This window comes from Streptomyces sp. NPDC087440, assembly GCF_044744005.1.
Taxonomy (GTDB): domain Bacteria; phylum Actinomycetota; class Actinomycetes; order Streptomycetales; family Streptomycetaceae; genus Streptomyces.
On sequence record NZ_JBIUXN010000002.1, the window covers coordinates 463546 to 489554 of the forward strand.

The following is a 26009-nucleotide window of genomic DNA, read 5'->3' on the forward strand; positions in this document are numbered from 1 at the left end:
GGCCCCTCGCCCACGCTCCCTCCCGCCCGTCGCTCAGGCGCGCACCGGCTCCCGAGCCCGCACCGTCTCGGCCGCCGCTGCGGCGGGCTTCGACGCCCGCACCCCGATCCACGCCGCCAGTGCCGACCCCACCGACAGCAGCACGGCGAACACGATCATCACCGGCTGCCGGCCGAACTGCGTCGCCGCGATGCTGAACAGCACCGACGGCACCCCCATCCCGACGTACGCGATCACGAAGAACACCGCCAGCACCCCGGCCCGCGAGGACGGCTGAGCGGCCGCCGCCGTCTGCCCCACGCTCGCCTTGAAGAGCAGCCCGGACCCGGACCCGGTCAGCACCGCCGCCACCAGGAAGAGCGGCAGGGACGGAACGTACAGCGTGAGAGCCGTGAGCCCGAGACCCACCGGGAACAGCACCGCACCCAGCGTCAGCATCCGCGCCACCGGCATCCGCCCCAGCAGCAGCTGCGCCAGCGCCGAGGCCCCGAAGACGGCGAACGCGGCCGTGCCCGCCACCATCGGCGAGGTGATCCCGAGGTCGAGCCGGACGATGATCGCGCCCAGCGCGGAGAAGATGCCGCTCGCCGCGAAGGCGAAGAAACCACCGGCGGCGGCCGCCACGAACACCGGCCGCGCCCCCTCACGCAGCGCGAACCGCGCGGGCCGCACCCCCTTCGCCGCCTCCGTGTCGACCGTCTCGGGCGTGGCCAGGATCAGCCCGAGCAGCACCAGCATGGCGATGCCGAACAGGACGTACGGAGTGACCAGCGGCACCCCCGCCCACTGCGCGAGCGCGCCCACCACCAGCGGGCCCATCGCCAGTCCGCCGAGGTTGGAGACGGCGGCGACCAGGCCGGGGACGGGCGAGAGCGGCTGCCCGGGGTTCGCCTCGTGCCAGAGGTCCATGAGGTACGCGGTCGCCGTGGACGCCATCAGGCCCACCGCCAGACCGGTCAGCAGCCGGGCGGCGAGCAGCACTGGCAGGTCGGGCCGGATCGCCAGCATCGCGGCGGCGACGACGTCGACGACCAGCGCCGGGACGATCACGCGGCGGCGGCCGTAGCGGTCGGAGAGGTGGCCGAGGCCGAGGAAGCCGACGGACGCGCCGACCACCATGATCGCGAAGGCGATGGTGACGGTGGTCGCGCCGAAGCCGTCGCGGTCCTGGTAGAGCGGCCACAGCGGGGTGGGCGCGGTGCCGAAGGCCATCAGCACGGAGAAGGCGACGGCGACGAACCAGAAGCCGACGCGGGCGGAAGCAGCCTTGCGGGCGGGGGCGGTGGATATCGCGTTCATGCCTGGTTCAACGGACGGCCGATTCCGATCCTTACCAGCTCCACGACAACGGATGGAGATACCGACCATCTCCGCCAGAGATAATGGACGCATGGAACTCCGCCACCTCCGCCACTTCGTCGCCCTCGCCGAGGAGCGCAGCTTCACCCGTGCCGCCGCCCGCGAGCTGATCGTCCAGTCGGGCCTGTCGTCGTCGGTGCGGGCGCTGGAGAAGGAGGTGGGGGCGCTGTTGTTCGTACGGGGAACCCGCCCGGTCCGCCTCACCACCGAGGGCGAGGCCCTGCTCCCGGCCGCCCGGCGCACCCTCGACGCGGCGGACGGCGCGCTCCAGGCGGTACGGGACGTGCACGGCGGCCTCACCGGGCGGCTGCGGATCGGCGCGTACCAGGCGAGCCGCCATCTGGTGCCGCTGGCGTCCTGGCTGTCGGGTTTCGTCCGGGCGCACCCGGGCCTGGACATCGAGGTCCGCCAGCATCCGGCGAACGAGATGATCCGCATGGTCGCGGAGGGCGAACTGGACTGCGCGCTCGCCTCCGCCCCCGACCCGGCCAGGACGACCGCGCTGCTGGACATGATTCCGGTGGCGGTCGAACCGTACGTACTGGCCTGCGCGCTCGACCACCCCCTGGCCGCACGCGAGGACGTCCCCCTCCCGCTCCTCGACGGCGAACGCTTCGTGGAGACCCACAGCCTGTGGACGGGCCGCATCCTGTCGGACGCGCTGTTCGTGGAGGCGGGGATGCGGCGGCGGATCGTGTGCGAGGTGAGCGAGTGGGCGATGGTCAGCGACCTGGTGGCGGCGGGCCTGGGGGTCGCCTTCGTCCCCGAGTCCCTGGCCCGCGACCTGCTCCCGCTCCCCGACCTGCCGCTGCGCCTGCTGCCCATCACGGGCAACACGACGTCGGTACGGCTGGAGCGGCGGGTGGACCTGCTGCTGCCGAAGGGCCAGGCCCTGAACACGGCGACACGGCGGTTCGCGGAGCATGTGCAGGCGGCGGTACGGCCCGGAGGCTAGACCTCCGGCCCCTCCCGCAACCGCCGGGCTAGACCTCCAGCCCCTCGCGCAACCGCCGAGCTAGACCTCCAACCCCTCCCGCAACCGCCGAGCTAGACCTCCAGCCCCTCCCGCAACTGCCGGAAGGCCTCCCGGGCCTCCGCCACCGCCCCCGCGTACACGGCCTCCGCGCTCTCGCCCGCCTCGATCCGCCGCCAGTTCTCCAGGGCGAGCACCCTGAGCACGACCCCGATCTGCCCGGCGGCGAGCCGCGCCCGGACGCCCTCCCCCAGCACTCCCGCGAGGGCCGCCTCCGACCGGCGCAGATAGGTGAACAACCGGGCCTCCAGGCTCGGCGTCCCGTACAGCATCCGCTGGTACGCCAGCACGCCCGCCTCGTCGCACAGCCCGGTGATCGGGTCCCGCGCGGCCAGCCGCTCCAGGAGGTGCCGCTCCAGCGCGTCGAGCGCCCCGAGCCCCTCCGCCCGGCCCGCCCGCACGACCCGCGCCGACTCGTCCTCGTGGTCGGCGAACCGGTACAGCGCCAGGTCCTCCTTGGCCGGGAAGTACCGGAACAGGGTCGGCTTGGACACCTCCGCCGCGGCCGCCACCTCCGCCACGGACACGGCGTCGAAGCCCCGCTCCAGGAACAGCCCCACGGCCGCGTCCGAGATGGCCTCGTACGTCCGCCGCTTCTTCAGCTCCCGCAACCCGCTCATCCGGCGACCCCTCCGTGCTCGACGGCCATCCTAGTTCCGCGGCCCGCGCCCGGCGCGTGGGCGGGCCGCTCAGACGGCGGAGGCCCGGTCGCTCTGCGGGAGGGCGAGCTCCAGGTACGGGTTGAGCACCCTCGCGCCCCGCAGCCCCAGGGAGGCGGTGGCCGCCTGGAGCGTCATCGCGTACGAGTCCACGGCCCGCCGCACATTGGGGGCGTCCAGGCCGTCCCCGGTCAGCAGCCTGTCGAGGTCCACGTAGGCCGACCGGATCAGCTCCACCCAGCGGTAGGTGTGCACGTCACGCTCCCAGCCGTCCACGTACGCGTCCCCGCGCCGCCCCAGCACCCGCTCCCAGCGCTGCACCATGCGCTGGCGGATCTCCGCGCTGTGCGGCGTCAGGTGGAGGTGTCGTACGAGGTCGTAGAGCGGGTCCCCCACCATGGCCATCTCCCAGTCGATCAGGGTGAGCCGGCCCGGCGTTTCGCCCCGGACGAGGTTCCACGGGTTCAGGTCGCCGTGCAGCAGGACGGAACTGCGGGGGGTCACCGTGCGGCCCGCCAGGAGTTCCTTGAGCCGGGCCGCGTCGGGCAGGCCCAGCGCGCGAGCCAGCTGGAGCGACGGCCGGGGCAGCGAGTCGACCAGCTCCACAAGCCGGTCGCTGAGCCAGTCGTAGAAGCCCGCCGGGCCCATCGTCGGGTCCAGCCCGCTCAGCCCGGCGTCGGCCACCGCGCCCAGCTGGTCCACCAGGTCGTCCGCCTCGGCCGGGCGCAGCCCGTGCACCGGGTGCTCGGGCGGGCCGCTGGACGGGCCCTCGTACGAATGGATCGCGAAGCCGTCCGCGAGGCCGCTCTCCCCCAGCGCGAGCACCCGCGGCGCCCGCACGCCGCAGTCCGCGTTCTCCAGGGCGCGGAGCACCACGTGCTCCTGGAGGAAGCAGGCCTCCCTGCGGCTCTCGGACTCCAGCTTGCGCCGTACGACGACGGACCGCTGCGCACTCCGTACGTAGACGACCGTGTTGAGGTGCCCGGTGCCCTTGAAGACGTACGGGGAGGCGGCGGCTCCCTCGGCGGCCAGGGCTTCGGTCACCGCACCGGAAGGAAAGTCGGCACTCGCCCGGAACTCGGGGTCCTTCACCCAGTAGGCGGTGGACAGTTGCCGGGGCTCTCCCTCCTTGCCTCCCCATGCCGCGTGCCACCGGTACAGGGCACGCTCGATCTCCGCCGGTCCGGGCACTTTCGTCAGCGTGAGCGGCTGGCTCGCTGCCAGCAGGGATCGCCGGACGGCCGCGGTCGCCCGCTCCAGACCGGCGGGCTCCCGGCCCTCCCCGAGCGAGCGGGCCGCGCGCATCACCTCGGGCCAGAGCGTCTGTGCGCGTTCGAAGTCGAGATAGTGCCGGAGGTCGGTCTCCATGCCGTTGGCGGCCGCCGGTCGTACCGCGTTCATGGCCCGCAGCCAGGACCGCTTGACCTCGGCGTGCTGCTCCGGGGGGTACCGCATGCGCACCAGGTGTGTCGCCAGGTCGTACAACGGGTCGCCGTAGCAGGCCAGTTCCCAGTCGAGACAGACCAGCGGCGGCTGGCCGTCGTACGGAAGGAGCACCTTGTCGCGGCCGAGATCGGCGTGCAGCAGGCTGAACGGCCGCCGCACCATGGGCGGAAGCCGGTCCGCGAAATCCCTCATCGCACTCTCAGGCACCCCCAGAGCGGCGAAGAGCCCGCCGAACTCGGTCCAATTGGACTGCCTGATGTCCCGGTCGGCCAGCAGAGCGAGCATGCGCAAGAAGGTGCGGCTGTGCCCGTCCCGGGGCCACCCGCCCGGAAGCGCTGGAAGGGTCTCCTTGCGGACGGTGACCAACTGGGCCAGCAGACCGACGAGTGCCTCGACGAGACGGCTGTTGAGCGGGCCCTGCCCGTCCGGGGAGACGCCGGACAGCGGAACGGCCTCGACCGGGTCCTCCCTCCCGGCGAGGAATCCGGGTACTTGGGGCAGTGCATGCGTGAGGGCTTCGAGGACGATCCGCTGCTGGCCGCACCAGATGCTGATACCGCCCCGGGGCGCCTTCGGACGCGTGGAAAGTCCGAGCCGCGCGGTGTCGAGGACGGATTCCTGCCGACTGCCCTCGGCGGGATGGGCGATGGACGTCATGGAGCGGGTCACATTAGCGGTAGGACGAAACCCGGCGTGCGCGAGTGCCCTGTTTTGCTCGGGAGTCGTACGTCGTTGAGGTGACGGGGCCGCCGGGCGGGTGGCACGGGCGGACGAGCGCCCTACGCGTGTGCGGGCGGGACGGCGAGAAGTTCCCAGACCGAGTCGAACCACCGCTGGGACACCTCGACGAAACGGGAGCCGTGAGAGGTCGGGTCGCGGTCCTTGACGTACTCGAAGAGCGGCGCCTGCAGGCCCACCACGTCGATGGCGTCCAGTTCCTCGCCCGCGTCCATTTCCTTCGTGCGCTCGATGACCTCGTAGAAGGCCTGGAGCGCCACCGTCCCGTTCAGGATGTAGAGCTTGGCGTGCGGGGTCAGGGGGACCCGCCTGATCTCCACCTCCACCTCCTGCACCAGGCGCTCACGGCGGAGACCGAGCAGGATGCCCCGGATCAGCTCACTGCTGACCCTGCTCATCTCGTGCAGGGTGGTGGTCAGCCGCTTGTCCTCCGGACCGCCCTTGCTCCTGGGGTACGGCATGTCCACGTCCTCGGCGGGCAGCAGGAGGCGGACGGTGATGCGGCGCGGGCTGATCTCGCCCTCGTGCACGCGCGCCACCTGCTCGTTGAGATAGCCGCTCAGCGTCTCGGCGGTCAGCGAGAACGCGTCGAGGGTCACCTCCTCGGCCCGGAACGCCTCATCGATGAGGGCCCTCAGCACGCCCATCCCGCTGACGGCCGAGTGCACCCGCTGCACCTGGACGACCCTGGTTCCGCTCCCCTGCCTGGCCTCGATCCAGCCCTCACTGGTCAGTTCCCGCAGAGCCCGCTGGACGGTGTCCCGGGAGACGTTGAACCGCGTCGCCAGTACCCGCTGGGGCGGCAGGGAGGACCCCACCCCGTACGTGCCGTCGGACATCGCGGTACGGAGCGCGCGGGCAACCCGCAGATACTCGCCGCCCTCGTTGCCCGATGCAGTCGCCACCCCGAGAACGTACCTCTTCCGGACTGCCGCCAACCCACTTTGGGCCATCCAACAGACCGCAGGGCAAGTCCAGTTAGCCGATCTATTAGGCAGGGGACAAGCCAATCACAGCCAACCAGTCCAATTGGATTGATGGTTGACCGATGGGAGGGCACCTTTCATGTCCCTGCGAATCCTGGTGAGCGAATTCCTCATCGACGGTCTGGAGGCTCTCGCGCAGACGCGGTACGGGGCGCTCGGCGCCGTCTGCTTCCTCCTGATCGTCGTCGGCGCCAAGGCCCGCAACGGAACCTGCACCGCGGTCGGGGCGGTCCTGTTCGCCCTGCTGATGCTTCAGGCCTGAGCGCCGTCCTCCGTCAGCAGGCGGAGGACGTCCTCCATCGAGGCCACCACGGCCTCGGCTCCGGCCGTGCGCAGCCGCGCGATCCTGGCCGGGTCCCTTCCGTACCCCAGGAAGGGAACGCCTGCGGTCCGGGCTGCCTGGAGGTCCGTGGGGGTGTCGCCGATCATCAGGGACTTTGCGGGGTCCGCCTGGAGCGCCGCCAGGGCGCGAACGAGGCTGTAGGGGTGGGGCTTGAGGTGGTCGAGGTTCTCGGTCCTGCCGTAGACGTGCCGGGCGAAGCAGTCGCTCAGGCCGCGTCGCGCGAGGTAGCGGGAGGCGGCTCGGGACGAATTGTTGGTGGCTATGGCGAGCGGGACGCCGCGGACCGCCCACTCCCGGATCAGGGCGTCGGCATGGGGGGTCGGAGCGGCGGTCGGCACCGCCGTCAACTCGGCCTCGGTGAGGGACTGTTCGAGATCACGCACGATCAGCTGCTCGGGATGCGCCACGGCGACGGCTCTGAGCACGGCCTGCGGATCGTCCCGCTCCCTCCCGGTCAGCCGCACCTCGTGCCCGCGCTCGCCCAGCCAGCCGATCATCCGGTCCGCGATGTCATGGGCCCGATGCCCCGCAAAGAGCCCGCATATGGGGCCGTCGAAGTCGAAGAGGACGCAGGTGGCCCCCGTGACCAAGTCCCTCCACTGCTCGATCACGGAAGCCGCCTGCCCGAGGTCCGTCGATTCTGAAGTCACTAGGAGAGTGTCAGGTCCGACGTGATGGTGTTCCAGAGCGCGTCGAACCACTTCGCCGACTGTTCCACAAAGGCCGCGTCGCGCGGACCCTTCTCGGCGTTGAAGGTGAAGAGGACCGACTCCGGGCCCAGCGTGTCGTACATCTCCAGGTTGGTCTCCTCGATCACCTCGGGCCGCTTGGCGACCTGGTAGTACGCGAAGAGGGCTTCCGTGTCGTTCAGCACGTACAGCTTCAGGGGCGGGGTGAAGGGGAGCGCCCGGAAGGTCACGTGCACGTCGATGCCGTGCGAGCGGTAGAGGCTGCGGAGGCTGCTGCGCAGGACCTGGCCCTGCGCGTTGCGCTGCTGGAGCCAGCGCTGGTGGACCAGGGTCGCCTCGCTCGGCTCCACGCCCTTGGGGAAGGCCAGCTCGATGTTGCGGGCGGGCAGCAGGATGCGTGCCGTGATGCTCGTCGGCTTCAGGCGGTTCTCGTGGATCAGGCGCAACGGCTCCGCCATCGCCGGCAACAGCGACTCCGAGGTCAGGCTCAGCGTGTCGATGCGCACCTCCTCCGCCTCGAAGGCCCTGGCCAGGCGGGGGCCGAGCGCGCTCACCGTGGGCTGCGGGCGGGCGCCCTCCGGGTCGCCCGCCGCCGTCACCGGAGAGGTGGCTGCCACCTTCGCCGGCGCCCCCCGCGTCGCCTCCGTGAGGAGGCCCTCGGTGTGCAGGATGCGCAGGGCCTGGCGGATGGTGCCGCGTTCCACGCAGAAGTCCTTGGCGAGCGTCGCCTGTGTCGGCATCGGCTCGCCGGCCTTGATCTCGCCTCTTCGGATCCGGTCGCGCAGGGTGTCGGCCACTTCCCTGTACGTCCGCTTTCCGCCGCTTGCGGAACTGCTCACGTCGCTCACGACACAACGTTACAACTCACAGCCATCTAGCGGGAGTTGTAGCCATCTTGTTTATGGATCGCGACCAAGTGGGGACAACCAAGGTGAGTTGGTTGCTACTTGGCAAACTTGGCTGAGGCAGCGTCGCCTCCCCGCCGCTCACTCCACCGCGCATCCCGAGGGAGGGACCCCATGCCTGCTCTGCTGCTGCTCTCCGCCGTCGTCGTCATTGGATTCGAGAGGTTCGTCGAGTGGCGTTACGGGGCCCCCGGCTCGATCGGGCTCCTGCTGCTCTGCATCGGGGCGAAGGCCAAGAGCCCCGCCTGTGCGAGCGTCGGGGCGACCGTCCTGACGCTCGCGGTGATCGCGCCCGCCGCCATGCCCTAGGACGCCATGTCCCGGGAAGCCCGGTCCGGCTGCCAACTCGTGGTCAGTTGGCAGCCAGGTTCAGGTCCTGGCTGATCGTGTTCCAGATCGCGTCGAACCACAGCTGCGACTGCTCCACGAACGTCCCGTCCCGCGGACCGCCCGTCTGCTGGTCGAAGGGGAAGAGCATGGACCGGGTGCCCACCGTGTCGTACATCTCCAGGGGCTCGTGGTCCTGGTCGAACTGCTCCTTCTGCTTCGTGATCATGTAGTACGCGAAGAGGGCCTCGGAGTTGTTCAGGAGGTAGAGCTTCACGGGGGGAGTGAAGGGCAGCGCGCGGAAGGTGATCTTCACGTCGATGCCGTGCGTGCGGCGCAGGTTGATCAGGTTGTGCCGCAGCACCTGCCCCTGCGCATTGCGCTGCGCGAGCCAACGGCCGTGCAGGCGGGCGTCGTTGCCGTCCGCGACCGGCGTCGGGAAGGCCAGGTCGATGTCCCGGCTGGGGAGCAGCACGCGGACGGTGATCCGGGAGGGTCTCACCCGGCTCTCGTGCACCCGCCGCAGCGCCTCCCCGAAGCCCAGGGTCAGGGACACCGCCGTCAGACACAGGGCGTCGATCTCGACGTGGTCCGCCTCGAAGGCCTCCGTGATGCGGGAGCCGAGGGCCACCATCGTGGGCTGCGGGGGTGCCGCGGCGCCCGCGCCGAGCGCGGCGGGGGCGTCGCCCGCGACCGTCGCCGGGGAGCCCTTGGTCACGTTGGTCAGCAGCCGCTCCTCGGCGAGGATGCGCAGCGCCTGGCGCACCGTGCCGCGCTCCACGCCGTAGTCCTCCGCCAACTGCGCCTGCGTCGGCATGCGGTCTCCCGGCTGCAGCTCCCCGTCCCTGATCCGGGTCCGCAGCGCATCGGCCACATCGCGATGCGACCTCGACCTTTTCCGACCGTTCACGGCGGCGCCGACTGTGCTCACAACCAGAACACTACAACTTCACGCCATCTAACGGGAGTTGTTGGCGAACCTGGTTAAAGGTTCTTGAGGCATGGGGACAACTTGAGAAGAGTTGGTCGCCAACTCGACCAAGCTGGCCCCAGGTTCACCAACCACCGTCCGGAGTGATCCCCATGCCGCTCGTCGCACTCCTCGCCATCGGCGCCTACGTCCTCAGCAACCTGGTCGAGAAGCAGTACGGCCTGCTGGGCGCCCTGGCGCTCGGCTTCCTGACCGTCGGCGTCAAGACCAGGAACACCGCCTGCCTCAGCATCGGCGCCGTCGCCCTCGTCGTCCTCGGGCAGTCCGCCCTCGGCTAGCACCCGGGCAGGCCCTCAGAAGGTGTCCGGGCACCACGGCTGACGCGCCGTCCGGAACAGCCCGTCCGTCCGGGCCGCCGCCCCCGCCGTCCCCTCGGTCACCTCGCCCAGCGCCGCCATCCGCACCGCCGACCGGCCGCCCAGATACAGCGCCCCCAACTCCCTTACATCCAGCGAGAGTTCGGCGTCCATCGAAGTCGGCTCACAGGTCGCCGTACCGAACTCCGACACCGTCAGCCTGAAGCGTCCCCCGGCCAGGCCCAGCCGGTCCGCCACCTCCAGCACCACCGTCCCGCTCCTCTCGTACGTCCTGGCCTCCAGCGCCCGTACGACGTCGAGCACCCGCACCCACAGCCAGTCCGCCGACGTCACGATGCGCGCCGCACGCTGATCGGGCAGCAGGTCGGGCAGCAGGTCGTCCGGCGCGCGGTAGCCGGTCCGTACCGTCGACACCCAGTCGACGGAGCACAGGTAGTGCCACAGCGCGCGTTCGGCGTCCGGGGTGGTGGTGATCATGTTGCCGACGCTCGCCGTGTTCAGCGGCTGCTTGGCGTCGCCCCAGTTGTCGTCCAACCGGTACGCCGCCAGACCCTCGACCTGCCCGCCGCGCTCGGCCGGGCCGCGGTAGAGGGCGTAGAAGGCGGGCGGGTAGGGCTCGAAGGAGTACGCGGTCAGGCCCGTGCGGTTCTTCCACCAGACCTCGTCGCGGTCGATCGCGCCGTGCCGCACCGCCCGGAACCGCTCGTGCAGCTCGGGGCCCAGCTTGCGGATCTCCTCGGCATCGACCAGGTCGATCCGGCCGCCGCACGCGGGGCCCGACCAGCGCGGGTCGAGGCCGGTGCGGTGGGTGTCGATCTCCCAGACGTGCGTGGACGTGGCGTGCCCGAAGCCGTACCGCCCGTAGATCGGGTACTCGGCGGCGATCAGCGTCGCCACCACGTCGCCCCGCTCCTTCGCCTCGACAAGGTCCGCGCGGATCATCCGGCTGAGCAGTCCTCGCCTGCGGTGCGTCGGTGTGACGGTGACACTGGAGACCGCGTTCGCCTGCACGAACTGCCCGCCGGGCACGGTGAGTTGCTGGGCGAAGGAGCGGTACGTCGCCACGCACCGCCCCTGGTCGTACGCGCCCCGCGCCCGCGGGAGGTCGGTGCGCCCCAGCCGCAGCGCGAGGTCCTCGTCGGTGTACGGGGCGGCCCGCAGGAAGCCGGTGTTGGTGGCACGGGCCCAGTTCGGGAAGTCGGCCTCGGTCAGTGTGCGTACGTCTATGGAGTCAGCGGCGGCGGGACGATCAGCGTGGGCACTCATGCGCCCACGCTAAGCACGCCCCCTCAGAATGTCGCCCGGATTTCGCCGACCTTCACCGGTCCTCCGAGCAGCGGCGCGTCCCCGATCCGGGCCACCACGTCGCCGTCCACGCCCAGCAGCCGAAGCGCCCTGGCCAGCACCGGCCCGAGCGCCCGCCCGGCCCCGTCGTCGATCTTGAAGGCGAGGGCCCGGCCGTCCGGCAGCGCCATGGCCTGCACGGCCTCCGCGCCCATCTTCGACAGCGCCCCCGGCACCGCCCGCATCAGCCAGGTGTCCGGGCGTCGGGTGCCCGCCACGTACTCCGGGTGCGCCCGCATCGCGTCGGCGACCCGGCGCTCCGGGCTGCCCTCCTCGGCGAGGACGAAGTGCCGGAAGGCCCGCGCGAGCCCGGTCAGGCTGATCGCCATCAGCGGCGCCCCGCACCCGTCGGTGCCGACGGCGGTGACCTTCTCGCCCGCCGCGCGCTCCACGCACGCGAGGACGAGCTGCTGGAGGGGGTGGGCGGGGTCCAGGTAGGTGGCGGGGTCCCAGCCGTTCAGCCGGCAGGCGGCGATCATCGCGGCGTGCTTGCCGGAGCAGTTCATGGTGACCCGGTCGCGGACGTGCCCGGCGGCCAGGTACGACTCGGCCTCGACGGGGTCCAGCGGCAGGTCGGGCGGCGTCTGGAGGTCGCCCTCGGCGAGGGAGTGCTCGCTGAGCATGGTGCGTACGAGATCGAGGTGGAAGCCCTCGCCGGAGTGGCTTGCGGCGGCCAGTGCCAGGCGCTCGCCGGAAAGCTCCAGGCCCGCGCGGAGGACGGCGGCGGCCTGCATGGGCTTGTTGCTGGAGCGGGGGAAGACGGGGGAGGTGGTGTCGCCGAGGGCGAGCTCCGTGCTGCCGTCGGCCGCCAGCACGACCAGCGAACCCCGGTGGTGGCCCTCGACGAAGCCGGATCGGACGACTTCGGCGAGAACCGGGGGTATGACAGGGGCCGGACCGGCGGCGGGAGCGGTGGAGGTCGTCATCGTCGAGCGGGGCCTTCCGGACGGGGACCCGCCCCGCGGCGGCCCGGCACCGGGGATCGCCCGGCGGGAGCCTCAGTGGAGCAGGTCGTCTACTTGAGCTTCGCCTTCACGGTACCTGCGGGCGATCTCCGCGCTGCAATCGTCGGCGGTGCGCTGGAGGGCCTGCCGCTGCCGGGAGACCTGCTGTTCGTAGCCGATCAGGCGGCCCATTCCCGCGTGCAGCTCTGCGTCCGTCCGGGCGTCGAGGTCGGACAGCTCGACCTCCGCGAGCATGTCGGCGGCCAGCCGCATGTACTCCTCGTTGCGCGGCGTCGACAGGGTGACGTGCCGGGCGGAGGACCGGTGGCTGGAGGGGGTGTCGGCGAGGATCTCCGACAGCCGCTCCACCACGGGCGTCTTGGGCCCGCCCCGCCGGGCCAGCTCGGCACGCAGGATGTCGATGCGGCCGTGCAGCAGCCGCCGTACGTAACTCAGGTCGGCCTCGTCGCTCTGCGCGCCCTGCCGCAGGACGCGCAGCTCGGGCAGCCCCAGGACACCGAGGTCGTGCGGTGCCAGTGCGGGCAGCGCGTCGTGCACCCCTGGGCCTGGGACCGCTGCTCCTGTGACCCCTGGGCCGGTGGCCCCTTGGCCGGTGACCCTTTGGCCGTGGACCCTGTGCCCCGCGCCGGAAATGCTCATGAGTGTCCGTCCCCTCGAACGGTGCGGCGCACCGCCTCGTCACGCATCGTGCCACTCCTGCCGCTTCCCACGCAGGCACACTGCACCCGTATGGCCCTTGCACGAGGGAGGGGATTGCGGGCAGGCATCATGGTCGGCATGCGAGCTGTGGTGCAGAGAGTGGACGGCGCGAGCGTCGTCGTCGGCGGCGAGACGGTCGGGGAGATCGTCGGTGAGGGCCTGTGTGTCCTGGTGGGAGTGACCCACGAGGACACCCCGGAGAAGGCGGCGCAGCTGGCCAGGAAGCTGTGGTCGGTGCGCATCCTGGAGGGCGAGAAGTCCTGTTCCGACGTGAACGCCCCGCTCCTGGTGATTTCACAATTCACCCTGTACGGGGACGCCAGGAAGGGCCGCCGTCCCACCTGGAACGCCGCCGCCCCCGGTGACGTCGCCGAACCGCTGGTCGACGAGGTCGTGGCGCGGCTGCGGGAGTTGGGGGCGACGGTGCAGACGGGCCGGTTCGGCGCGGACATGCGGGTGTCGCTGACGAATCACGGCCCGTTCACGGTGCTACTGGACATCTAGGGCCGTATCAGGGCTCCACGACCACTTCCTGGGCGGCGGCGGTGTCCCCCGCCATCAGCTCGGCGTCGAGCGCCACGTTCCGCTTCACCAGGGCGAGCGCGATCGGGCCGAGCTCGTGGTGGCGTACGGACGTCGTCACGAAGCCGATCTGCCGCCCGTCGGGCCCGTCGGCCGCCAGCCGCACCGGCGTGCCCGACGGCGGCAGCAGCACCTCACTGCCGTCCAGGTGCAGGAAGACGAGCCTGCGCGGCGGCTTCCCCAGGTTCTGCACGCGGGCGACGGTCTCCTGCCCCCGGTAGCACCCCTTCTGCAGATGGACCGCGCTGCCGATCCAGCCCAGCTCGTGCGGGATGGTGCGGTGGTCGGTCTCGAAGCCGAGCCGGGGCCGGTGCCCCTCCACGCGCAGTGCCTCGTACGCCAGCACGCCCGCCGCGGGCCCGTGCTCGGCGGCGAACTTCTCCAGGTCGGCGCGCGGCAGGAACAGGTCCCGTCCGTAGGCCGTCTCCCGTACGACGACACCCGCCGGCACCTCACCGATGGACCCGGCGGGCAGCCAGACCATCGCGACGTCCTCGGTGCGGTCCTGGACCTCGACCCGGTAGAAGAACTTCATGCTCTCCAGGTACGCGATCAACTCGCCCTGCGTACCCGGCTCGACGTGCATCCAGACGCTCTCCCCGTCGTCCACCAGGTACATGGCGTGCTCGACGTGCCCGTTGGCGGTGAGCACCAGCGCCTCGGTGGCCTGCCCGGCGGGCAGCTCGGTGACGTGCTGGGTGATCAGCAGGTGCAGCCAGCTCAGCCGGTCGGCGCCGGTGACGCTCACGACCCCCCGGTGCGAGAGGTCCACGAAACCGGACCCGCCGGCGAGCGCACGCTGCTCGCGGAACAGGTCGCCGTAGTGCGCGGCCACGCCCGCGTCGCGGCCCTCGGCGGGGACGGCGCCGGGCAGGGAAAGGAGGGGGCTCGTCATGCCTCCCAGCGTACGACTCGCTTACGCGTCCCCCTGCGCCGCTTTGGCCGCCGTGCAGTCCTTGCAGCGACCAAAGATCGCGAAGTGCTTCATATCGGTCTCGAAGCCGAACTCGCCGCGCAGTGTGGCGATGAAGTCCCCGGCGACCTCGACGTCGGCCTCGATGACGTCGGAGCAGTCCCGGCACACCAGGTGAAGGTGGTGGTGCCGGTCGGCGAGGTGGTACGTCGGCGCCCCGTGCCCGAGGTGCGCGTGGCTGACCAGCCCGAGCTCCTCCAGGAGCTCCAGGGTCCGGTACACGGTCGAGATGTTGACCCCGGAGGCCGTCTTGCGCACCTCGCCCAGGATGTCGTCGGGTGTCGCGTGCTCCAGCGCGTCCACCGCTTCCAGCACAAGCTGCCGCTGCGGTGTCAGCCGATAACCGCGCTGCCGCAGATCACTCTTCCAGTCGGTGCTCACCACGCCACCAGTCTAGGCAGCGCGGCGAGCGTTCGGACTGCTCTCGGCTCAGCGGAAGAACGCGATGCCGTCGTCCGGCAGGTCGGGGAGGTTCTTGGCCATGGCCTCGACCTCCTCCGGGGTGACGGTCTTCTTCAGGTGCGCCGACATGTACGGGCGCAGCTCGACCTCGGGGGTGGCCTTCTCGCCGACCCACATCAGGTCGCTCTTCACGTACCCGTACAGCCGCTTGCCGCCGGTGTACGGACCGGAGGCGGCCGTGCGCGCGACGGCGTCGGTCACCAGGTCGATCTGCGGCTTCTGGTCGGCCAGCTCGCCGTACCAGATCTCGACGACCCCGGTGTCGCGGGTCATGACGACCTCGACCTTGCGGTCCTTGTCGATGCGCCAGAAGCCGGACTCGGTCTCCAGCGGCTTCACCTTGTTGCCCTCGGCGTCGAGGATCCAGGAGTGCGAGACGTACTCCAGGAAGTCGCGGCCGTCGTGGCTGAAGGTGACTTCCTGGCCGAAGTTGGCCTTCTCCTGGCCGGGGAAGTCGGTGACGCCCGCACCCGTCCACTTCCCGAGGAGGAAGACGAGGGGGACGAGGTCCGGGTGGAGGTCGGACGGGATCTCGATCATGAGTGGCTCAGGCGATCTGTGTGGAGGGCGGCCGGTACGGGTTAGCGCTGGCCCTGGTAGAGCTTCTTCACGGTCAGACCGGCGAAGGCGAGGACGCCGACGCAGACCAGGACCAGCAGGGAGGAGAAGACTGCCTCAAGCACGGGGTGCTCCTTGTGATGAGCGGGGTGTGAGATACGGGCCGGGCCCCAGCTTAGTCCGCCGGGCTCGGGCGCTCTCGGTGAGGTTCGTCGCGCCGGACAGGCCCTTAGGCTGCGCGGTATGTCGAAGAAGCTCGTGATCAAGGTGACCGCCGGGGCCGACGCCCCCGAGCGGTGCTCGCAGGCGTTCACCGTGGCGGCGGTGGCGGTGGCCAGCGGGGTGGAGGTGTCGCTGTGGCTGACGGGTGAGTCGGCGTGGTTCGCGCTGCCGGGGAGGGCGGCCGAGTTCGAGCTGCCGCACTCCGCGCCGCTGCCGGACCTGATCGAGTCCGTCCAGGCGGGCGGGACGATCACCCTGTGCACGCAGTGTGCGGTACGGCGGGACATCGGCGAGAAGGACGTGCTGGAGGGCGTGCGGATCGCCGGGGCGCAGGTGTTCGTGAGCGAGATCATGGGCGACGGCGTGCAGGCGCTCGTCTACTAGGCCGCACGGGGGTCAGGGTAGGCCGCACGGGGGTCAGGGGCGGTCGCGCTTGCCCCGGCCGTCCAGCTCGTCCCACAGGTCGTCGGAGTCGTCGTCCCCGGTGGTGTCGTCCCACCACCGGTCCCCGGGTCCCTTGCGGTTGGCGACCATGGCCGCCACGGGTGGAATCAGGGCCGCCACCACACACATCCCGACCGCGACCGGCACCGACCAGAGCCGCACGACCGCGCACCCTCCCACGAAGAGGACCAGGCACGTCCCCATCATGAGGAAATAGCCGCGGCGGCGACGCGCGTACATACTTCTACGGTACGTCCGGGGACCGGCCCGCGGCAGGGCCGGTACGCGTCCGGCCGACCGGAAGAACGCAGGACCGGAGGGCCGCACCCTTTCGTCACAGGTATGGCGTCCAACCCCCTGTGGGTGCGGCCCTCCGGCCGGTTTGCGAGGCCCGGTGCTGCGCGGAACCCGACGGACGGAGTCCGGCGCAGCGGGCCGAAGCCCGTGAGGCGCCCCGGCGCCGAGCGGTGCGAGGGGCGCGTCAGGTACTCAGACGGCGATCGCGACCTCCGCCAGGCCGCCCGTCTGGGCGACGACCGTGCGGTCCGCCGTGCCGCCCGGGACCAGGGCGCGCAGCGTCCAGGTGCCCTCGGCGGCGTAGAAGCGGAACTGACCGGTGGCCGAGGTGGGGACCTCGGCGGTGAACTCGCCGGTCGAGTCGAGGAGGCGGACGTAGCCGGTCACCGGCTCGCCGTCCTTGGTGACGCTGCCCTGGATGGTGGTCTCACCGGGCTTGATGGTGGAGGCGTCGGGGCCGCCGGCCTGTGCTCCGCACATGAGGGGTGCTCCAAGTCTGGGAAGGGAGGGGGGCTTACTTGTTGGCGCCGAGCTCGATCGGCACGCCGACGAGGGAGCCGTACTCGGTCCAGGAGCCGTCGTAGTTCTTGACGTTCTCCACGCCCAGCAGCTCGTGCAGGACGAACCAGGTCAGGGCCGAGCGCTCACCGATGCGGCAGTAGGCGATGGTGTCCTTCGCCAGGTCGACCTGCTCGGCCTCGTAGAGCGCCTTGAGCTCCTCGTCCGACTTGAAGGTGCCGTCGTCGTTGGCGTTCTTCGACCACGGGATGTTGCGGGCGGAGGGCACGTGGCCGGGGCGCTGCGACTGCTCCTGCGGGAGGTGCGCGGGGGCCAGGAGCTTGCCGGAGAACTCGTCGGGCGAGCGGACGTCGACCAGGTTCTGGGTGTTGATGGCCTTGACGACGTCGTCGCGGTAGGCGCGGATCGACTCGTCCTGCGGCTGGGCCTTGTAGGACGTCGCCGCGCGCTCGGGGACCTGCGCGCCGTCGACCAGGTCGCGGGAGTCCAGCTCCCACTTCTTGCGGCCGCCGTCGAGGAGGCGCACGTCGCCGTGGCCGTACAGCTTGAAGTACCAGAAGGCGTAGGAGGCGAACCAGTTGTTGTTGCCGCCGTAGAGGACGACGGTGGTGTCGTTCCCGATGCCCTTCTCGCTGAGCAGCTTCTCGAAGCCGGCCTGGTCGATGAAGTCGCGGCGGACCGGGTCCTGGAGGTCCTTGGTCCAGTCGATCCGGACGGCGTTGCGGATGTGGTTCTTCTCGTACGCCGAGGTGTCCTCGTCGACCTCGACGATCGCCACCTTCGGGTCGTCCAGGTGGGCCTCGACCCAGTCGGCGTCGACCAGTACGTCGCTGCGGCTCATGTGTTTCTCCTCCGGGGCAGTTACGGGGGGATACGGCAGGGCAGGTGCGGGGGTGCGCGCGGGTACGGCGGCGGGGCCGTGCGTACGGCGGCGCTGTGCGGCGGGAGGGGCGCAGGTCGCCCCGGGAAGGCGGGAGTCGGGACGCAGTGCCCGGCGACCTCCGCGCGAACGGTGCTAGCGACAGAGCATGGCGGCGACGCGGCACAGGTCTACTGCCCGCCGCTTCGTGAGGTCCGCCTGTCGCTTCTGCATGGGTCCGATCGTAGGGACGATCCGGCGGGCGTGTCACCGGTGTGTCATATGGTGAGACGGAATCGTCCGGTGTGTGGGATATGGCGAAGGGCCGGGACATCGGTCCCGACCCCTCGTCCCGCCCGTGGGGCGTCCAGTCCTGCGGAGTGGACGCCTCCGTCTCGCTATCCGGCCACAGGTGTGTTCATCCGGCCAGGTGCACGTTCGTGCCGCTCACGGAGATCTGCATGCCCGTCTCCACCGGCGTGATCTTGTCCAGCTTCAGGCCGTTCGGCAGGCCGCCGATCGGGCGCTCGAAGTCGATCTTCTTGCGGATCAGCTTTTCGAGGCCGGGGATCTCCTGGCCGGGCACCTCGTCGGCGCGCACCGCGATGGACCGGCCGCCGTTCTTCAGGCTCACGCTGGACAGCACGCTGCGGGTCAGTTCGCGGCCGAGGAAGGAGATCGATCCGGTCACCTTGACCTTGCCGCCTCCGCCGTAGGCCAGCTTGACGTCCTTGTCGCCCGCCGCGCGGGTGAGGTCGTCGTACGAGATCACGGCGGTGCCGGTGGCACGGGCGGCGGTGGCGGAGGAGAAGTTGTTCTCCAGGGCCACGTCGTGGAGTTCGGCGGTCATCGTGCCCACGGTCAGCTTCTTGCCCTCCGCGCTCGCCTCCAGGCCGTCCATGGTGACGTCGACCCGGTCGAGCTTCTTGCCCAGGACCTGGGTGAGGAAGGGGAAGCCCTTGATGTCGATCTGCGGTTCCGCCGACAGGCCCTGGCTGGTGCGGACCTTGGCCGCGACCTCGTCCTCGGCGTAGTTCACGGCGAAGCGGTCGGCGGCGACGAAGATGCCGCCGAAGATCACCACCAGGATGAGAAGTATTCGTATCGCGCGCATGACCGGTGTTCCCCCACCCGCATTCGTTCGGCCCCCGTATCTGACGGTGAGCCTAACCGGTGGGGGTCACACCAACCCCGGAAGTCCCAGGAGGGATCAGGCGAACGCCCTGCCCAGCAGGTACACCGCCGGGGCCGCCGCCGTCAGCGGGAGCGCCACACCGGCGGTCATGTGCACGAACTTCGACGGGTAGTCGTAGCTCGCCACCCGCAGCCCGATCAGCGCGCACATCCCCGCCCCGAGCCCGATCAGCGCACCGTCCGGGCCGACCCCGTTGGCCCCGCCGACCGCGATGCCGGAACCGGCGGCGGCGATCAGGGCGACCGCCACGGAGGCGATCGTCGGCAGCGGCAGCGCCCGCGCGAAGACCGCGACGGCGACCGCGACCCCGCCGACCGTCATGGCCTTGGGGTCCGCCGCCAGGTGCCCGGAGGCGACGACCGCGAGCGCGGCCGAGGTGACCCCGGCGGTCAGGGCGTACATCCGCTCGTCGGCGGGCATCCCGTTGCGCAGGTGCAGGACGAGGGTGAGCAGGACCCAGATGCCGAGCGTGCCCAGGATCGCGGCGGGCGCGTGCAGCCCGTCGACGACCAGGATCGCGACGTCGGCCACCACGGCGCCGAGGAAGGCGAGCGCGATGCCCTGCCGGGCGGGCCACATGCCGTTCAGCCGGAACCATCCGGCGGCGGTGACCGCCTGGAGCAGGACGACGGGGACCACCAGCGCGAACTGCCCGAAGAACGCCGCCCCGGCGAGCAGCGCACCCAGCACTGCCGTGATCAGGGCGGGCTTCATGCCGGGCTCTATGATCGGCGACCGCCCCTCGGCACGGGCCCGCTGGGCGTCGGTGATCCGGGTGTTGCCGCGGGTCGCCGGGGAGCTGTAGGCGGGGGCCGGGGGGATGTCGTACGGGGCGTGGGCCTGCGGAATCCCGGCGGCGGGGGTGTGCGCGGGCTCCACGGGCTCCGGGTCCTGCCGGACCGGGACCTCGGGCGGGAGGGGCTGGCTGCCGGTCGGCTGGGTGCCGGTCGACTGGGTCCCGTACGAGGAGCCGGTTCCGTACGAGGAGCCGGTTCCGTACGAAGAGCCCGTCCCGTGCGACGAGCCCGTCCCGTGCGACGAGCCCGTCCCGTACGCGTCGTACGAGGAGTCGTACGAGGCCTGGTTCTGCGGCGGGAGGTACGCGGTGTCGGCCGCCGACGCGGGCTGGACCGGCTGGTACTGGGTCTCCCAGGTCTGGCCCTGCCAGGTCTGCGTGGCGTACGGGTCCTGGGCGGGGGCCTGGAAGGGCTGCTGCGCCTGGGGGTCGTACGGGTCCTGCCCGTAGTCGCCGGACGGCTGCTGACCGTACCCCTGGCCCTGCCCCTGCTGCGGATACGGGTACTGCTCGTTGCTGTGGTTGCTCATGGTCTGGGGTTCACCCTCCTGCGAACGGCGGGAGCACCTCGACCGTGCCGCCCTCGGCCAGCCGTACCGTCCCGTGGTCACGAGTGCCGACGGGGTCGCCGTCGATCAGGAACGAGCACCGCTGGAGCACGCGCGTCAGCTCCCCCGGGTGCCGTTCGCGGACCGCGTCCAGCGCCTCGGCGAGGGTGGCCGCCGCGTACGGCTCCTCGGCGGTGCCCGCGGCGGCCTTGGCCGCCGCCCAAAAGCGGATGGTTCCCGCTGCCACAGCGGCTCTCCTCTCGCCCGACCGACTCGTCAGCTGTCCATCATGGGCCATCCGGCACACCCGCCCGCCCCCACACGGCGATGCGGGCCAGCAGCTCCTCGGCCGCCGCGTTCTCCGCGTGCCCCATCCCGGGCTCGATCCACAGCTGTGCACGGGGCGCGGCGGCGACGAGGGAGCGCGGGTGGTCGAGCGGGAAGTAGGGGTCGCGGTCGCCGTGGACGACCAGGAGAGGGGTGTTCGAGAGGTACGGGGCGGCCTCGACCGGTGACAGCGGTACGGGGTCCCAGGCCTCGGTGTGAATCCTGGTACGCAGTCCGGCCCGCCCGACCAGACGCCCGAGCGGACGCGTCACCACCCAGTGGAGGCGGCGCATGGGGGCCGTCCCCCGGTAGAACCAGCGGGCGGGCGCGCTCACGGCCACCACCGCGTCGGCCCCCGCGCCCGAGCGCGCTTCCGTGCGCCCCCTCTGCTCCGATGCGTACGAAGATCCGGACGGCGCCCCGTACAGGGCCCCGTGCCGGAGCACGACCGAGCCGCCCATCGAGAAGCCGACGGTGATCACGTGGGAGTGCCCCAGCGATCTTCCCCAGGCCACCGCGGCGGCCAGGTCCAGCACCTCGCGGTCGCCGACCGTGGAGCGTCCGCCGGACCTGCCGTGCCCCCGGAAGGAGAACGTGATCACGGCTCCGTACTGCGCGAACACCGCCGCGGCCCGTTGCAGGGCGGGCCGCTCCAGCGAGCCGGAGAAGCCGTGGGCGAGGACAAAGAGGGGGACCTGCGCGGGGTGCGGGGGAGGGTCCTGACCGGCGGTCGGCCCGGGCTCGTACAGCGCCTCGATCGGGACAAAATCGTCCGTACGGAGCGTGGTGCGCCGAGTCGTGGGAGTGATCAAGGGAACAGAGGAGCCGCCTGTCATGTGGGCTATTCTGCTGGGCAGAGGACTCGGGCAACGTTGCCCCCGGGTCCTTTTGTGCTTTCCGGACGACCTAAAAAGCTCGGAAAGAACAGGGCAAGAGAGCAGGAAATCGGGCACGTCGGACCCCGGGGCGCGGGGGCCTTCGGCCTAGTACGTACGAAACAGCAGTACGAAGCAGTGCCGTAAACGTCCTCGCAGGGACCGAGGAGGAACCGACGTTATGGGCGAGCGAACCGTGCACCAACCGAAGACGACGACCGTGCGAGCAGGTGGGGCGCGATGAGCTCTCTGCTGCTCCTCACCAATGCCCTCCAGCCGTCGACGGAGGTGCTTCCCGCCCTCGGCCTGCTGCTGCACAGCGTGCGGGTGGCCCCCGCCGAAGGCCCCGCCCTGGTGGACACCCCCGGCGCGGACACCATCCTGATCGACGGCCGCCGCGACCTCCCGCAGGTGCGGTCGCTGTGCCAGCTGCTGCGCTCCACGGGCCCCGGCTGCCCGCTGATACTGGTCGTCACCGAGGGCGGCCTGGCCGCCGTCACCGCCGACTGGGGCATCGACGACGTCCTGCTGGACACGGCGGGCCCGGCCGAGGTCGAGGCGCGGCTGCGCCTGGCGATGGGCCGCCAGCACCTGGCCGTCGACGACATCCCCACCGAGATCCGCAACGGCGACCTCACGGTGGACGAGGCGACGTACAGCGCGAAGCTCAAGGGCCGGGTCCTGGACCTGACCTTCAAGGAGTTCGAGCTGCTGAAGTACCTGGCGCAGCACCCCGGCCGGGTCTTCACGCGGGCGCAGCTCCTCCAGGAGGTCTGGGGCTACGACTACTTCGGCGGCACCCGCACGGTCGACGTCCACGTACGGCGTCTGCGCGCGAAGCTCGGCGTCGAGAACGAGTCCCTGATCGGGACCGTCCGCAACGTCGGCTACCGCTTCGTCGTGCCGGAGAAGACGGAGAAGCAGGAGCCCGCGGCGGCGGAGAAGGTCGCCGGGCGGGAGGCGGAGAAGGCCCGTGCGCGGGCCTCGGCCTCCGTAGCCCGGTCGGCGGAATCGCCCGAGGCGGAGTAAGTCGGCCCGTTCCTTGGGACGACCGGCCTGTGGCCCGGTCTCTCCGCGTAGACTTCCGCGCGTGGCCAAGGTGACGCGGGACGACGTGGCAAGACTGGCGGGGACTTCGACCGCGGTCGTCAGTTACGTCATCAACAACGGACCGAGGCCGGTCGCCCCGGCCACGCGCGAGCGTGTCCTCGCCGCGATCAAGGAACTGGGCTACCGCCCGGACCGGGTCGCGCAGGCGATGGCGTCCCGCCGTACGGACCTCATAGGAATGATCGTGCCGGACGCCCGGCAGCCGTTCTTCGCCGAGATGACGCACGCGGTGGAGCAGGCGGCCGCCGAGCGCGGAAAGATGGTCCTGGTCGGCAACTCCGACTACCGCAACGAGCGCGAGATCCACTACCTCCGCGCCTTCCTCGGCATGCGGGTCTCGGGTCTGATCCTGGTCAGCCAGGGCATGAGCGAGAGCGCGGCGGCGGAGATCGACGCGTGGGACGCCCGGGTGGTGCTGCTGCACGAGCGCCCGGAGGCGATCGACGACGTCGCCGTCGTCACGGACGACATCGGCGGCGCGCAGCTCGCGACGCGGCACCTGCTGGAGCACGGCCACGCGTACGTCGTCTGCTTCGGCGGCGTCGAGTCCACCCCCTCGGTGGGCGACCCGGTCGCCGACCACGTCGAGGGCTGGCGGCGCGCGATGCAGGAGTCGGGGCGCTCGACGGAGGGGCGGCTCTTCCAGGCGCCGTACGACCGCTATGCCGCGTACGAGGTGGCGCTCGGGCTGCTCTCCGGGCCCGATCGGCCCCCCGCGATCTTCTGCTCCACGGACGACCAGGCGATCGGCGTGCTGCGGGCGGCCCGTGAGCTGCGGATCGACGTGCCGGGGGACCTGGCGGTGGCCGGCTTCGACGACGTCAAGGAAGCGGCCCTGACGGACCCGCCGCTGACCACCATCTCCTCGGACCGGCCCGCGATGGCCCGGGCGGCGGTGGACCTGGTCCTGGACGACGGGCTGCGGGTGGCGGGGTCGCGGCGGGAGCGCGTCAAGCAGTTCCCTTCGGCGTTGATCGTGCGGCGGTCGTGCGGGTGCGGGTGAGGTCTGCGGTCCTCGGGGGCTGAGCTCACTGCCGGGGCTCCGCCCCGGGCCCTTGCACGGGCTGCGCCCGCGCGTCCTCAACCTCCCCCAAGTTCTCGGCTTCGCTCGAACAGGGGGGACCCCCTCGACGGGCCGAAGTGCCCGCCCTTATATCGGGCATACGGGAATCTGCCCGGCTTCTTAACCGGCCCTCAGACTGTTCTCATCCACCGAGCCCAAGCTCATGAACATGACGAACGAGACCCCGCACCCCAGCAGCGACCAGCCCGCGCAGCCGTACGCCGGGTTCCCCCCGCCCCCGGCCCACGCCCCCACCGCGCACCGCCGCCGCGCGGGGCGGCCCGTGGCGCTCCTCGCCGCGGTGGCCGTCGTCGCGGCGGCCTTCGGCGGCGGTGCCGCTTACCTCACGCAGCGGTACACGGGCAACGGCGACGGCACCGGCAGCCCCCTCGCCGCCCCCGGCAGCAACGTCTCGCAGTCCAGCATGGGCACCGTCTCCGGTGTCGCCCAGGCCGTCGGCCCCGCCATCGTCGAGATCAGCGCGACCTCGTCCGCCGGTCAGTCCACCGGCTCCGGCGTGATCGTCACCGCCGACGGCGAGGTCGTCACGAACAACCACGTCATCGCGGGCGCCGACACCGTCAAGGTCACCCTCTCCACCGGCAAGTCCTACACCGCCAAGGTCGTCGGCACCGACCCCGACAAGGACCTCGCCCTCCTGAAGGTCCAGGACGCCCCCAAGCTGCCGACCGCCAAGCTGGGCAGCAGCAAGGACGTCAAGGTCGGTGACGAGGTCGTCGCGATCGGCTCCCCCGAGGGTCTGTCCGGCACCGTCACCAGCGGCATCATCTCCGCCCTCGACCGCGACGTGACCGTCTCCAAGGAGCAGGAGCAGCCCCGCGGCCAGGGCCAGGGCGGCTGGCCCTTCGAGTTCGGCGGCGAGCAGTTCAACGGCGACACAGGCCAGTCCAAGACCACGTACAAGGCCCTCCAGACCGACGCCTCCCTCAACCCCGGCAACTCCGGCGGCGCCCTGATCAACATGCGCGGCGAGATCATCGGCATCAACTCCGCGATGTACGCCCCGAGTTCGGGCGGCGGCAGCGGCAGCAGCTCCGGCAGCGTCGGCCTCGGCTTCGCCATCCCCGTCGACACCGTCAAGGCCGACCTGGACAGCCTCCGCAAGGGCGGCTCCCAGGACCAGCAGCAGACCCCCCGCCAGCAGCAGGACCCGCGCGGCGGCGGCCTGATCGGCGGCCTCGGGGTGTGACGCCCCGGGCGGCGCCCACAACGCCCCGCGCGGACCGCGCCTCCCTGCGGCGTCCGCAGCGTGCGGCGCCCCGCCCCGTGCAAAGCTGGACGCGCCCCCGCCCCGTACCGGAGAAGAGCAGGACTGAAGCGACATGACCCCGGCAGCCACTCCCCCCACCGACCAGACCTCCGCCGAGCGCATCCTCGTCGTCGACGACGAACCCGCCGTACGGGAGGCGCTCCAGCGCAGTCTGGCCTTCGAGGGGTACGCGACCGAGGTCGCCGTGGACGGGATCGAGGCGCTGACGAAGACCGCCACCTACGCACCCGACCTGATCGTCCTCGACATCCAGATGCCCCGCATGGACGGCCTCACCGCCGCCCGCCGTTTGCGCCACTCCGGGGACACCACCCCCATCCTGATGCTGACCGCCCGCGACACGGTCGGCGACCGGGTCTCCGGGCTCGACGCGGGCGCCGACGACTACCTGGTCAAGCCCTTCGAGCTGGACGAACTCTTCGCGCGGGTACGGGCCCTGCTCCGCCGCAGTTCGTACGCCGCCCAGGCCGGGCTGCCCGAGACGCCGGGCGACATCCTGACCTTCGAGGACCTGCGGATGGACATGGTCACCCGCGAGGTGACCCGCGGCGACCGCCAGGTGGAGCTGACCCGCACCGAGTTCACCCTGCTGGAGATGTTCCTCGCCCACCCCCGCCAGGTCCTCACCCGCGAGCAGATCCTCAAGTCCGTCTGGGGCTTCGACTTCGAACCGTCCTCGAACTCCCTGGACGTGTACGTCATGTACTTGCGCCGCAAGACCGAGGCGGGCGGCGAACCCCGCCTGGTCCACACGGTCCGCGGCGTGGGCTACGTGCTGCGGGGCGGCGAGTGAACAGCCCCGCAGGCAACGGCATCCCGGCCTCCGGGAGCCCCGCCCCCGGAAGCCCCGCACCCGAGGACGGCCCCAGCCACCACCGGCCCGGCCCCGCACCCGGAAGCGGCACGGCCCCCGGCAGCGGCCCCACCGCGCCCGGAAGCAGCCCCATCGCACCCGCAAGCGGTGCTCCGGCCCCCGGAAGTGACCCCAACGCGCCCGGAAGCGGCACGGCCCCCGGCAGTGGCCCCAACGCGCCCGGAAACAGCCGCACCACCCCCGGAAGCGGTACTCCGGCCCACGGAGGCGGAA

General features: G+C 71.4%; 31 protein-coding genes. 10 read left to right on the forward strand and 21 right to left on the reverse strand.

Annotated elements, in window-relative coordinates:
- Nucleotides 1-33: 33 nt before the first annotated feature.
- Nucleotides 34-1299, reverse strand: coding sequence for an MFS transporter (locus ACIO3O_RS06845; RefSeq protein WP_401742807.1), 1266 nt, complete (start codon nucleotides 1297-1299; stop codon nucleotides 34-36).
- 91 nt (nucleotides 1300-1390) lie between these two features.
- Here ACIO3O_RS06845 and ACIO3O_RS06850 point away from each other — a divergent pair, with 91 nt between their 5' ends.
- Nucleotides 1391-2314 carry a LysR family transcriptional regulator gene (locus ACIO3O_RS06850; protein WP_401742810.1) on the forward strand — a complete coding sequence of 308 codons (924 nt, stop codon included), beginning with the start codon at nucleotides 1391-1393 and terminating at the stop codon, nucleotides 2312-2314.
- A gap of 92 nt (nucleotides 2315-2406) precedes the next feature.
- On the opposite strand, the gene ACIO3O_RS06855 is transcribed toward ACIO3O_RS06850, so the two are convergent.
- The 3 genes from ACIO3O_RS06855 to ACIO3O_RS06865 all read right to left on the reverse strand — a co-directional run bounded on the left by ACIO3O_RS06855 (nucleotide 2407) and on the right by ACIO3O_RS06865 (nucleotide 6140).
- Nucleotides 2407-3012 (reverse strand): TetR family transcriptional regulator, encoded by a 606-nt coding sequence (locus tag ACIO3O_RS06855; RefSeq protein ID WP_401742812.1) that lies wholly within the window; start codon nucleotides 3010-3012, stop codon nucleotides 2407-2409.
- Between the two features lie 69 nt (nucleotides 3013-3081).
- Nucleotides 3082-5154 (reverse strand): phosphotransferase, encoded by a 2073-nt coding sequence (locus tag ACIO3O_RS06860; RefSeq protein WP_401742814.1) that lies wholly within the window; start codon nucleotides 5152-5154, stop codon nucleotides 3082-3084.
- Between the two features lie 122 nt (nucleotides 5155-5276).
- On the reverse strand, nucleotides 5277-6140 hold the full coding sequence (locus ACIO3O_RS06865; protein ID WP_401742816.1) for a GntR family transcriptional regulator: 864 nt from the start codon (nucleotides 6138-6140) through the stop codon (nucleotides 5277-5279).
- Nucleotides 6141-6300: 160 nt separating this feature from the next.
- Between ACIO3O_RS06865 and ACIO3O_RS06870 the strand changes: the two genes are divergently transcribed.
- Nucleotides 6301-6483 carry a hypothetical protein gene (locus ACIO3O_RS06870; protein WP_401742818.1) on the forward strand — a complete coding sequence of 61 codons (183 nt, stop codon included), beginning with the start codon at nucleotides 6301-6303 and terminating at the stop codon, nucleotides 6481-6483.
- Here ACIO3O_RS06870 and ACIO3O_RS06875 read toward each other — a convergent pair.
- Complete coding sequence (locus ACIO3O_RS06875; protein ID WP_401742820.1) at nucleotides 6474-7214, reverse strand: HAD family hydrolase; 741 nt, start codon at nucleotides 7212-7214, stop codon at nucleotides 6474-6476. The genes ACIO3O_RS06870 and ACIO3O_RS06875 overlap by 10 nt on opposite strands.
- Nucleotides 7214-8092, reverse strand: a complete 879-nt coding sequence (locus ACIO3O_RS06880) for a winged helix-turn-helix domain-containing protein (protein WP_401742822.1) — start codon at nucleotides 8090-8092, stop codon at nucleotides 7214-7216. Before ACIO3O_RS06880 ends, ACIO3O_RS06875 begins: the two co-directional genes overlap by 1 nt.
- Before the next feature lie 180 nt (nucleotides 8093-8272).
- Here ACIO3O_RS06880 and ACIO3O_RS06885 point away from each other — a divergent pair, with 180 nt between their 5' ends.
- Nucleotides 8273-8467, forward strand: coding sequence for a hypothetical protein (locus tag ACIO3O_RS06885; protein WP_401742825.1), 195 nt, complete (start codon nucleotides 8273-8275; stop codon nucleotides 8465-8467).
- 43 nt (nucleotides 8468-8510) lie between these two features.
- Here ACIO3O_RS06885 and ACIO3O_RS06890 read toward each other — a convergent pair whose 3' ends face one another.
- Nucleotides 8511-9422 (reverse strand): winged helix-turn-helix domain-containing protein, encoded by a 912-nt coding sequence (locus ACIO3O_RS06890; RefSeq protein ID WP_401743421.1) that lies wholly within the window; start codon nucleotides 9420-9422, stop codon nucleotides 8511-8513.
- Between the two features lie 146 nt (nucleotides 9423-9568).
- On the opposite strand from ACIO3O_RS06890, the gene ACIO3O_RS06895 reads away from it, so the two are divergent.
- Complete coding sequence (locus tag ACIO3O_RS06895) at nucleotides 9569-9754, forward strand: hypothetical protein (RefSeq protein ID WP_401742827.1); 186 nt, start codon at nucleotides 9569-9571, stop codon at nucleotides 9752-9754.
- Between the two features lie 15 nt (nucleotides 9755-9769).
- Here the strand turns inward: ACIO3O_RS06895 and ACIO3O_RS06900 are convergent, their stop codons facing one another.
- The 3 genes from ACIO3O_RS06900 to ACIO3O_RS06910 form a co-directional block, all read right to left on the reverse strand.
- Complete coding sequence (locus tag ACIO3O_RS06900; RefSeq protein WP_401742830.1) at nucleotides 9770-11059, reverse strand: GNAT family N-acetyltransferase; 1290 nt, start codon at nucleotides 11057-11059, stop codon at nucleotides 9770-9772.
- A 23-nt stretch (nucleotides 11060-11082) separates the two neighbouring features.
- The gene (locus tag ACIO3O_RS06905; protein WP_401742831.1) at nucleotides 11083-12063 is read right to left on the reverse strand and encodes an asparaginase; all 981 of its coding nucleotides are present in this window, start codon (nucleotides 12061-12063) and stop codon (nucleotides 11083-11085) included.
- 72 nt (nucleotides 12064-12135) lie between these two features.
- Entirely contained in the window at nucleotides 12136-12741 is a 606-nt protein-coding gene (locus ACIO3O_RS06910) for an ABC transporter substrate-binding protein (protein WP_401742834.1), read from the reverse strand.
- 138 nt (nucleotides 12742-12879) lie between these two features.
- Between ACIO3O_RS06910 and dtd the strand changes: the two genes are divergently transcribed.
- A complete protein-coding gene (dtd, locus tag ACIO3O_RS06915) occupies nucleotides 12880-13305 on the forward strand; it encodes a D-aminoacyl-tRNA deacylase (protein WP_401742836.1) in 426 nt (141 codons plus the stop codon).
- A gap of 7 nt (nucleotides 13306-13312) precedes the next feature.
- Here dtd and ACIO3O_RS06920 read toward each other — a convergent pair whose 3' ends face one another.
- The 3 genes from ACIO3O_RS06920 to ACIO3O_RS06930 are packed head-to-tail and all read right to left on the reverse strand — an operon-like array spanning nucleotide 13313 to nucleotide 15358.
- Entirely contained in the window at nucleotides 13313-14278 is a 966-nt protein-coding gene (locus ACIO3O_RS06920; protein ID WP_401742838.1) for a YgfZ/GcvT domain-containing protein, read from the reverse strand.
- 21 nt (nucleotides 14279-14299) lie between these two features.
- Complete coding sequence (locus tag ACIO3O_RS06925) at nucleotides 14300-14740, reverse strand: Fur family transcriptional regulator (RefSeq protein WP_401742840.1); 441 nt, start codon at nucleotides 14738-14740, stop codon at nucleotides 14300-14302.
- A gap of 45 nt (nucleotides 14741-14785) precedes the next feature.
- Complete coding sequence (locus ACIO3O_RS06930; protein ID WP_401742843.1) at nucleotides 14786-15358, reverse strand: FABP family protein; 573 nt, start codon at nucleotides 15356-15358, stop codon at nucleotides 14786-14788.
- A gap of 261 nt (nucleotides 15359-15619) precedes the next feature.
- Here ACIO3O_RS06930 and ACIO3O_RS06935 point away from each other — a divergent pair, with 261 nt between their 5' ends.
- Nucleotides 15620-15982: a DsrE family protein gene (locus ACIO3O_RS06935; protein WP_401742845.1), complete on the forward strand. Its 363-nt coding sequence runs from the start codon at nucleotides 15620-15622 to the stop codon at nucleotides 15980-15982.
- 33 nt (nucleotides 15983-16015) lie between these two features.
- Here the strand turns inward: ACIO3O_RS06935 and ACIO3O_RS06940 are convergent, their stop codons facing one another.
- The 8 genes from ACIO3O_RS06940 to ACIO3O_RS06975 all read right to left on the reverse strand — a co-directional run bounded on the left by ACIO3O_RS06940 (nucleotide 16016) and on the right by ACIO3O_RS06975 (nucleotide 21419).
- Entirely contained in the window at nucleotides 16016-16282 is a 267-nt protein-coding gene (locus ACIO3O_RS06940; protein WP_401742848.1) for a DUF3099 domain-containing protein, read from the reverse strand.
- A gap of 249 nt (nucleotides 16283-16531) precedes the next feature.
- Complete coding sequence (locus ACIO3O_RS06945; RefSeq protein WP_189822275.1) at nucleotides 16532-16819, reverse strand: DUF1416 domain-containing protein; 288 nt, start codon at nucleotides 16817-16819, stop codon at nucleotides 16532-16534.
- Between the two features lie 34 nt (nucleotides 16820-16853).
- Nucleotides 16854-17699: a sulfurtransferase gene (locus ACIO3O_RS06950; RefSeq protein WP_401742850.1), complete on the reverse strand. Its 846-nt coding sequence runs from the start codon at nucleotides 17697-17699 to the stop codon at nucleotides 16854-16856.
- Between the two features lie 174 nt (nucleotides 17700-17873).
- Nucleotides 17874-17951, reverse strand: a complete 78-nt coding sequence (locus ACIO3O_RS06955; protein WP_401743424.1) for a putative leader peptide — start codon at nucleotides 17949-17951, stop codon at nucleotides 17874-17876.
- A gap of 184 nt (nucleotides 17952-18135) precedes the next feature.
- Nucleotides 18136-18831 (reverse strand): DUF2993 domain-containing protein, encoded by a 696-nt coding sequence (locus tag ACIO3O_RS06960; protein ID WP_401742851.1) that lies wholly within the window; start codon nucleotides 18829-18831, stop codon nucleotides 18136-18138.
- Between the two features lie 96 nt (nucleotides 18832-18927).
- Nucleotides 18928-20238, reverse strand: coding sequence for a hypothetical protein (locus tag ACIO3O_RS06965; protein WP_401742854.1), 1311 nt, complete (start codon nucleotides 20236-20238; stop codon nucleotides 18928-18930).
- Nucleotides 20239-20248: 10 nt separating this feature from the next.
- On the reverse strand, nucleotides 20249-20503 hold the full coding sequence (locus ACIO3O_RS06970; protein WP_401742856.1) for a MoaD/ThiS family protein: 255 nt from the start codon (nucleotides 20501-20503) through the stop codon (nucleotides 20249-20251).
- A 40-nt stretch (nucleotides 20504-20543) separates the two neighbouring features.
- A complete protein-coding gene (locus ACIO3O_RS06975; protein WP_401742858.1) occupies nucleotides 20544-21419 on the reverse strand; it encodes an alpha/beta hydrolase in 876 nt (291 codons plus the stop codon).
- 279 nt (nucleotides 21420-21698) lie between these two features.
- Here ACIO3O_RS06975 and ACIO3O_RS06980 point away from each other — a divergent pair, with 279 nt between their 5' ends.
- From ACIO3O_RS06980 to ACIO3O_RS06995, 4 genes are all read left to right on the forward strand, one after another.
- Nucleotides 21699-22487 carry a winged-helix domain-containing protein gene (locus ACIO3O_RS06980; protein WP_401742861.1) on the forward strand — a complete coding sequence of 263 codons (789 nt, stop codon included), beginning with the start codon at nucleotides 21699-21701 and terminating at the stop codon, nucleotides 22485-22487.
- Between the two features lie 61 nt (nucleotides 22488-22548).
- Nucleotides 22549-23571 carry a LacI family DNA-binding transcriptional regulator gene (locus ACIO3O_RS06985; RefSeq protein WP_401742862.1) on the forward strand — a complete coding sequence of 341 codons (1023 nt, stop codon included), beginning with the start codon at nucleotides 22549-22551 and terminating at the stop codon, nucleotides 23569-23571.
- 223 nt (nucleotides 23572-23794) lie between these two features.
- The gene (locus ACIO3O_RS06990; RefSeq protein WP_401742864.1) at nucleotides 23795-24841 is read left to right on the forward strand and encodes a S1C family serine protease; all 1047 of its coding nucleotides are present in this window, start codon (nucleotides 23795-23797) and stop codon (nucleotides 24839-24841) included.
- A gap of 133 nt (nucleotides 24842-24974) precedes the next feature.
- Nucleotides 24975-25715 (forward strand): response regulator transcription factor, encoded by a 741-nt coding sequence (locus ACIO3O_RS06995; protein WP_401742866.1) that lies wholly within the window; start codon nucleotides 24975-24977, stop codon nucleotides 25713-25715.
- Nucleotides 25716-26009: the final 294 nt, after the last annotated feature.